This is a genomic window from Neobacillus cucumis (assembly GCF_023715505.1).
Genome location: NZ_JAMBOH010000066.1, coordinates 1 through 5279, shown reverse-complemented (window position 1 = coordinate 5279; position 5279 = coordinate 1). Strand labels below are relative to the sequence as shown.

5 protein-coding genes are annotated in these 5279 nt (G+C 35.9%); 1 reads left to right on the top strand and 4 read right to left on the bottom strand.

The window, feature by feature from the left end:
• Nucleotides 1-516 precede the first annotated feature (516 nt).
• From M3226_RS31100 to M3226_RS31090, 3 genes are read right to left on the bottom strand one after another with little or no spacing between them, the layout of a single operon-like run.
• Nucleotides 517-1050 (bottom strand): NAD(P)H-dependent oxidoreductase, encoded by a 534-nt coding sequence (locus tag M3226_RS31100; RefSeq protein WP_251573350.1) that lies wholly within the window; start codon nt 1048-1050, stop codon nt 517-519.
• A gap of 17 nt (nt 1051-1067) precedes the next feature.
• The gene (locus tag M3226_RS31095) at nt 1068-2591 is read right to left on the bottom strand and encodes an ABC transporter permease (RefSeq protein ID WP_251573348.1); all 1524 of its coding nucleotides are present in this window, start codon (nt 2589-2591) and stop codon (nt 1068-1070) included.
• A gap of 59 nt (nt 2592-2650) precedes the next feature.
• The gene (locus M3226_RS31090) at nt 2651-3109 is read right to left on the bottom strand and encodes a MarR family winged helix-turn-helix transcriptional regulator (RefSeq protein WP_251573346.1); all 459 of its coding nucleotides are present in this window, start codon (nt 3107-3109) and stop codon (nt 2651-2653) included.
• Between the two features lie 642 nt (nt 3110-3751).
• On the opposite strand from M3226_RS31090, the gene M3226_RS31085 reads away from it, so the two are divergent.
• Entirely contained in the window at nt 3752-4963 is a 1212-nt protein-coding gene (locus M3226_RS31085; RefSeq protein WP_251573345.1) for a cytochrome P450, read from the top strand.
• Between the two features lie 113 nt (nt 4964-5076).
• On the opposite strand, the gene M3226_RS31080 is transcribed toward M3226_RS31085, so the two are convergent.
• On the bottom strand, nt 5077-5279 hold a 203-nt coding region (locus M3226_RS31080), incomplete at its 5' end, for a hypothetical protein (protein ID WP_251573343.1).

Genomic DNA, 5279 nt, shown 5'->3' with positions numbered 1-5279 from the left:
AATCAACTATACCAAATGAAGAGGTGTTTTTTCATGCCTATATTTAAAGTCAAGTACTCTACTTCAACGGTTCTAAGCGTTACACCCATTTAACCTCATCACATTTTTCTAGGTGCGAAAGTTGAGTAATTAAAATAATATTGAGCCTTTGTTTAACAAACGCACCCGTTTGTTTAAGTACAATGTTTCACAAACTTTGATTTATTACCTTCTTAAGGTTTCATTTATTAATTTTTATAAGAGGGGCGTATTATAACTTCCTACAAATTAACTTCGTGTCCATAAGCCTTTAGGATAGAAATTGCTTTACTTGTTTTTAATTGAGTTAAACCAATTTCAGCACCCATAAAAAGCGGTATGTTTCTAATTTTTTTAGTCGGACGAGACTCAATCCAAGTTAGAAGTAAATGCCTTCTTAGAAATTTGCAATATCCACTACGAGTCCTCCTTTACCTTTGCTCCCCTAAAGTAATCAAGAGCCCTGTTTATTAAGAACTAGGGCTCCTGGTATCATCATTATCTACGACTTTGAGTAAATTTTTGGGTTACTCTAACAACACGTTGCCCCAATGCTTTCCCTAATGCGATATCATTTTCACTCAATTGTTGGTTGCTTTCTACAGGGCATGCTATTCCTAAACCATAGTATGATCCGTACAGAGCATTCTCTGGAATATTTCCTGGCAGACCGGCAATAATCATACCATGATGGAACATAGGTGTAATAAGGTTTAACAAAGTGGCTTCTAGTCCGCCGTGGGTGGTGGCTGTTGTACAGAATACGGCTCCCACCTTATCAACCAGTTTCCCTTCAGCCCAAAGAAACCCTAATTTATCAATCCACTCTTTTAAGCCTGAACTAATGGTTCCAAAATGTCCGGGACACCCCCAAATAATTGCATCCATTTCAGAAACGTGCCTAACATCTGCCTCTTTTACATTCTTCACTATGACAGTTGCTTCTTTCGTTAACTCAGCGCCAGCAGCAATGGTTTGTGCCAACGCTTTTGTATGTCCGCCTTCACTATCATATACAATTAAAATTTTCACAGACTTACTTCCTCCACTTATGAATTTACGCTTTCTGGAACTGGCAGCTCATTTTGTTTATTGATTGAAAGTAACGCATTACGAAAGATATCATCATGCATCGTATTTGAAGTATTTTTACTTTCACCGTCCATGAATTTAAGCAATGCTTGACGATACCATTCATCATTTGTTTTTTCCTCTTTCAAAAGTGTAATTAATGTTGCATTAACTGCCGGTGTTGAAGGGATATTTACATGTTCTTTCGAGATTGAGATATTAGGTTCTTCCACACTGTACGCCAGTTCCTTGTTATACGCTACATATGTTTTATCTTCAGAAGGAGAAGCTACAGATTGTTTCACCTTTTCTTTTTTGTACGTATTGTACGTAATGATCAGACAAATTCCCATAAATACAACCAAACAGCTAAAAATTACCCATAATGCCGTGCTAAGTCCTGCTTCTGTATTTCCATAAAAATAGAGCAAAGATCTCATCCCATCGACCATATATCGGGTTGGTAAAAGTTCACTAAAGAAGCGATGGAATTCAGGCAAGCCTGTTAATGGAATGGGTCCACCGCTTGCAAATATCCCTAAAATATTGACTGGAAACATTACCAGCATACTCCACTTACCAAAAATAAGACTAAGCATTTTAAACATGAAGAAAAGGGTAAGGAAACATAAAATTGCATATAACCAAATCGCACCCCAGCTTACAGAATGGACGCTATTATAGAACCCAAACACAACGACCATTAAAGCTGAAGCGGTAACAACCATCAAAATAACGCCTAAAACTAATTCCGTTATTCGGGCTGTTGTTTCGGTAATAATTTTTCCCTTCTCTTTCATTTTCTCAACGATTTTACTTAAATATCCATGAATCATTTGGGTTCCCAATAATGCTGTGATTGATGCCATTAACACTAACATAAAAGGAGTTAAGCCTTTATTAATGTCTCCGGGCAGCTCTAACACATTTGAGGTTTTAACCATGATTGGGTGTTCAATAAGAGAAACAGCTTGGGCCGAAACTTGCTTATTCGCTTTGGTCAAATCTGCCTGTAATTGGCTGCTAACAGTTGCTATACTTTGAGAAGCCATTCCTTGAAGGACCGCAGAAGCAACACCTGTAGCTAACTGTCCACCGCCATCATTTAATAAAATTTCAACCTTAACAGGATCTGCAACTGAATTTCCGGCCAAGAGAGCTTCATCAATTTTTTCAATACCACTCGTATAATTTGCTGGAATGATGATAGCTCCGTATGCTTTATTTTCTTTAATATCCTTAATTGCATCTTCCTTCGTTTTTTCAGAAATCCATTTCAGTGAATGTCCGTCATGATTCTGTGCAAGACTTTCCAAAATCTGTTTACCATCAAGAGATTGAGCGAAATTTTGATCCTCATTGACTATTACTAAAGGAAAATCATTTAACTTTTGGTCAGCACCTTTAAATACGGGTAAATAAATACTTATCATACTTAAAATGAGCAGAAAAGGCATCCAAACAGGAACCCATGCCATTTTTATTTTCATTAGTTTTTTCATACTATCCTTCTTCCTTGGTGTGAATGTGAGTCTTAGTCATAAATCAGGGTATACCATAATTAAACAATTTCACTTTCATCAGGTAATTTTCTGTTCAAAATCCTCATAGCTACATAAAGAAGCTCCTTATCATCCAGATTTAACCATTCAAAAAATTTGGCAGCGTCCTTGTTATCCGAATTGTAATATGCAACTTCCCTCCCTGCATCTGTCAGGTTAATGAGATGGCTTCGACCATCTTCAGGGTTATTAATCCGTTTAACAAGTTTTCTTTTTTCAAGTGAATCAACCAAATAAGTGATTGAAGCTGCTTTTAACTTCAAATGGTGAGCCAACTGTATAGAGGAGCAAGCACCATTACGCAAGATATTAACTAATATCGAAAATTGATTCAGATTTAGTTCATGATTTCTAAGATGATTAGCAAAATTCCTAAATCGATGAATAGACATTTTTTTAGATAAATTGTCATATGCAGCTAGCAACATGTCTACAGTGATATCATTTTCTTGGTTCAAAATACTCCACCCCTTCTAAAACTGACAAAAATTATTATACTTTGAAATTTCTAAGTTGTATATAGTTAAAATCTATATAAATCAAAAAAAATACATAAAATTAATTAGAATAATTTAAATACATTCGCGTATGCATTTACGAAAATACAATGTTTGTGGAGTTTTACTTATCAGGATTCAAATAATTATGTTTATCAATATGTTTTTCGAAAAAAACTCCCTTAAACATTAGTCTAAATATTTTTGTAAATTCTATTTAATTAAAAATGTGTTAAAGGAGTTTTAATTTAAAACTTTTTTTGGGTTATACGAATTCTTATTTTCCCTAAATACTACTGTGAGTTCTGAATTATACTTAGTAAATTCTAACTATTTTTTATAAAAATAAGGTTTTAAAGGTTGAAACTTCGATATATCGAAGTAAAATTTAGTTGTTCAACTTTCGAAGTTTTAATCTTTACAATTGGGAAGAGCCGATTACTCTATCAGGGTTAAATACCTTTTTAGCATTTTGCGGCAGACCATGGCCATCCAATATGTCGGCGTCCTATTAATGAAGACTCTTTAAAAGAATGAATAGGATCCATTCATTGCTCCGGAAGCTTGATCTAATTCAATTATTTAATAGGAGTGAGAACTGTTATGAAAAAAATTGCAGCAGAACAAATTTCTTTTCCGCAAATCTTAGGAGGAGCGGATAATGTAGAAAATTTTCATCATCCATTTCCCTGGTTTGAAAAAATGAGAAAAGAATCTCCTGTTTACTTTAATGAAGCAACAAAAACCTGGCAGGTATTTCGTTATGAAGACGTAAAAAGGCTGGCTGATGATACAAAATCATTTTCAGTTGATTTTCCTCGCATGCCGGGAAGTAAATTGAAGAAAAGTCTAATTCTATTAGACAATCCTGTTCATAAACAGCTTCGGTCTATTGTCAATCATGCGTTTACGCCTAAAGTATTAGAGGGATGGACACCGTGTATACTGGAAATTACTGAACGTCTCCTAGAGCAAGTAAGCGGTGAGGAGGAATTTGATTTGGTGAAGGAGTTCACGTATCCACTTCCGATGGAAGTGATTGCTTCCATGTTAGGTATTCCTTCCCAATACATGGATAAGTTTAAAGAGTGGTCTGATATCCTAGTGAGTTTTCCAAAGAGCAGCAGCAAAGAGGATTTAGAGGAAAACAGATCTATTAGATTGAAGGCCCAGGAGGAATTGTCGCAATTTTTCCATTACATAATAACGGAAAAAAGGGGGCATTTGGGGGATGATATCATTTCTATCCTCATACAGGCAGAAGAAGAAGGAACAAAAATATCTGAAGAGCACTTAATTCCATTCTGTCAACTTCTTCTCGTCGCCGGGAATGAAACAACAACCAATTTAATCTCAAATGCCGTCTATTGTCTTATCGAACATAAGGATGTTTATGAAGAGGTTAGAAAGGATCTTTCCCTTATTCCGCAAATGGTAGAAGAGACACTGCGTTACCGTGGTCCTGCTCATGTCCTAAGACGGATTGTAGCCCAGGATACAGACATGGCAGGGCAGCATTTACGGAAAGGTGATATTGTAATTGGATGGCTGACTTCAGCTAATCGGGATGAAAATCAATTTAAGGATGCATCAACATATAACATTCATCGTAATCCAAATCAGCATCTTGGTTTTGGACACGGAATTCATTTTTGTTTAGGGGCACCTTTAGCACGATTGGAAGCAAAGATTGCCATGACTGAGATCATTAAAAGATACTCATCAATCTCATTTTCGAAGAATTTTACCATCGACCCAATCAAAAATGGGGCAGTACTAGGCTTTCATAGCCTGCAGATTTGTACTAAAAAATAACTGAAACATCTTAAAGAAAATGGTATCCATCAAAATTTTGGATACCTTTTTCTTATCTGTTCCTTTATTAAAGAATCTCGCCCCTTAGAATAACTCGTTTGTATTTTAATAGCTTACGCCTTTATAAAAAAAGAGGATCCTGTCATCCTTTTAATAGAGTGGTGACAGAATAATTGTTGTATTAACCTGCCCGTTAGCCATCCATGAATCGCTAAAAACCAGCTCTTCACCACAGAGAATGAAAATGGTTTTAAACCGTCAATACTGATTCTACGGCTGGAGAGGAAGGTCGATGAACTATGGTGCGTTAGAGCCC